A 2,921-nucleotide genomic window follows, 5' to 3' on the forward strand; every position below is an offset into this window, starting at 1 on the left:
TTGTGGAACTCCGGATAGAAGTCGATGTAATCATAGCCACGAGCGGCCATGAATCGCCCCATGCCGAGCACACGGAACTCTTCTGGTGGATGAACGCCCATCTCGAGGAACGAATCTCTGATTTGACAGCGAAGATAGTGATCGATGAAGGACTTGAAGTACTCGAGACTCTGCGGATTGATCGGCAACAGTTCGATGATCGTGTCAGGCTCTCTGGCGGCGGGTTCGAGGTGGTCGTCGACGACGGCTAACTGTGCACCATCAGGATACTTGACGTAGAGATCCGAGGTCTCATCAATGTAGGCCGCGTCACTGAGATCCAACCTCTCCTCAACCGCGTGAGCGGCAAACTCACCGGAGAACTCCGCCCATGTGTCGAGCTCTCCCTGGGAAACGTCGGTGAGATTAACATCGGCGGCTGATTGGGTGACGTTGAGACCATGTTTGTCGGCGAGTTCGACACCAAGATCGGTCTCGAGGGGATCGACTCCGAGATAGATGTTCTGGCAGTAGATGGCCGGATCGGTCGCTCCCGGTGGAACGGTGATGACTGGTGAGTCACCGGTTCCCTCCTCGTAGGTGAGTTGCTGATAGAGGTCGCCGAAATGAGTCTCGAACTCCGTCTGATCTATCTCGTTGATGGCGTGGCGGACGGCGTCGATTCGAACCGGATTCTCTGGTGCGGGCACGGTGTCGTACCCCCGTTCGACGAAGACGTAATACTGGGCGAACCGTCGGGCCTGTTCGACGCGTTCGTTTTCCTCGTCGGTACGATTAGATGGATCATCAGGATATCCATCTTGCTCATGGTAAGTGATTTCACCGCCATATCCGACGTGAATTCCGTGACTCACACCACTGTTATCAACAACTCTCAAACCCACACCGCTTTCATCTTCGCCCCCAATAACGGCCTTCATATGTCTGCCTCAGAAGCGGTAGGAACGGTCTCTGGACGATTACTTACTCCGGTTGACGAACTTGCTTTCTTCAGTTCGTCAAGCTCTTCTTTGAGCGCGTCGTATTTTTGATGAAGATCAGCAACCGACTCGGCGTGTTCCTTCGGCAACGTATACTCAGTAACCTGTTTGGTCACATCGCTTGCGGCCCCGCCGACGATCTCGCCACCGAGCGTCTCCCCGGCTTTGTACCCGACGGCTACACCTGCACCGGTGCCGACCGGACCCGCAAGACTCCCGGTTGCACCACCGATGAGCGCACCGAGGCTTCCACCGCCGGCTTGCCCGAGGAGTTTCCCGCCCGCACCCGCAAGCGAGCCGACCGCACCCTTGGTCATCGCCTGGGAGAGATCGCTTCCCACCGATTTGGTGTTCTCCCAAGCTTGCTTCATTTTGCCAAGGAATCCACCGTCACCACCCTCCTGGCTCGACGACTCGAGTGTTCCCTGACTCGCCTGGCGGTCGGGACCGGCTTGTGTGGCGTCCAGCTCTGCCTGCCGGTCAACCTGACCGCGATAGTAGTTGTCGACAATCTCGAGGACTTCGTCCTTGGTGACGTACTCTGAGTTACCTTTCGTGCTGCGCTGAATGTGCATCTCCGACCCCATCCGATTCACGACAAGCGGCTCGTCGCCCTGCAGCGCGGCTGCAGCCGCCTCGTCAGCCTCACGCTCGAGTTGCGGATCAGGATCAATCTCGAGGAGGGCAGCATCCTGTTGTGGCATCATGCTAACGGAAGCACCAGTTTGCTGCCGCACGTGGGTGAGTTCGTGCGCGAGCAGGAACTGCCCATCCGGTGATGCGGGGTCGTACTCGCCGGCGTTGAACGCGATGTGGTTCCCGACCGTGAACGCTCGAGCGTCGATTTGCTCGCACGCTTGGGCGGCTTTCGGGCCGGTATGAATGCGAACATCGCCGAAGGAGTCGCCCATCCGATCTTCCATCGCCTCCTGAATGTCGCCGTCGAGTGCTCGTCCGGGCGACGAAATAAGCTCTCTGACTGAGTCGGGTGCGTCCGCATCACCAGCAGGAGCAGTATCGTGTTGGGCTTCACGACTGCGCTGGACTGACGCTGTGTGCTGGTGGTCGACGCCCCACGGGGCGGTGAGCGCCCGCTCCGTCTGCCGTTTCCGGGACACCGCTCTGTCGACGGAGTTGCCTATACTCTCGAGCGGCATTGGAGGTCCTGATTTACTTCAGATGGGTTGTGTAGATATACTTTCCTACTACTACCGAATAAACGGAACAGACTGATGGTTAGGAGAATAGTGATTTGATCTTTGAGAGTGGTGAACTCGACCCGAAAAAGGACGATCCACGCTTTTCACCGAGGAACAGATCACCGTCCTCAGGCATGTGGTACTCAGGATAGAAGTCGACGTTCTCGTACTGCTCGGCCGCTTCTAACGTGCCAAAGCCAAGACACTGGAACTGTTCCGGCGGCTCTAAGCCCATTCGGATGTAGCAATCGCGAATCTGACAGGCGAGGTTGAAATGAAGCGCGTGTTGGAACTGCTCGAGAGTACCCGGATCGGCCGGTGGCAGTTCGATTCGCGTATCGGGCTCTCTGTCGGGCTCGAGGGTGGTTGTGACGTGTTCTTCGCCGCTGTGATCCAGATATGCCATGTGGAGTTCGGAGACGCCGTCGATGTACAAGCCGTCGGAGAGAGACACTCCGGCATCAGCAGCCTGTGTAGAGAGGTCATCGGAGTACGCAGTCCAGGAGTCGAGGTCGTCGGGTGAGAGACTCCCCAGCGTCACGTCGGCCGGCGACTCCTCGGACAGGTCGAGGCCGTAGCGATCAGCGAGGTCCCTGGCTTCCGCTTCGAACGCAGTCTCGAGGGGATCGAGTCCAAGGTAGACGTTCGTTCGGTACAGTACCAGATCCTCGGACTGGGCGTCAGCCGGTGGCTGAATGACTGGATCGTAGCTATCATCGTGATGACTTTTCAGTTGCTGATA

The 2,921-nt window shown here is 57.7% G+C and carries 3 protein-coding genes; all 3 read right to left on the reverse strand.

Annotation, left to right across the window (positions count from 1 at the left end; translation table 11 throughout):
- Positions 1-920 (reverse strand): hypothetical protein (locus G6M89_RS22040; RefSeq protein ID WP_165164045.1); only part of this gene is annotated, 920 nt, incomplete at its 3' end.
- Complete coding sequence (locus G6M89_RS22045; RefSeq protein WP_165164046.1) at positions 917-2,098, reverse strand: DUF4157 domain-containing protein; 1,182 nt, start codon at positions 2,096-2,098, stop codon at positions 917-919. The genes G6M89_RS22045 and G6M89_RS22040, both read right to left, overlap by 4 nt.
- A gap of 118 nt (positions 2,099-2,216) precedes the next feature.
- On the reverse strand, positions 2,217-2,921 hold a 705-nt coding region (locus tag G6M89_RS22050), incomplete at its 5' end, for a hypothetical protein (protein ID WP_165164047.1).

Origin of the sequence: Natronolimnobius sp. AArcel1, assembly GCF_011043775.1 — an archaeon.
Lineage (GTDB): Archaea > Halobacteriota > Halobacteria > Halobacteriales > Natrialbaceae > Natronolimnobius.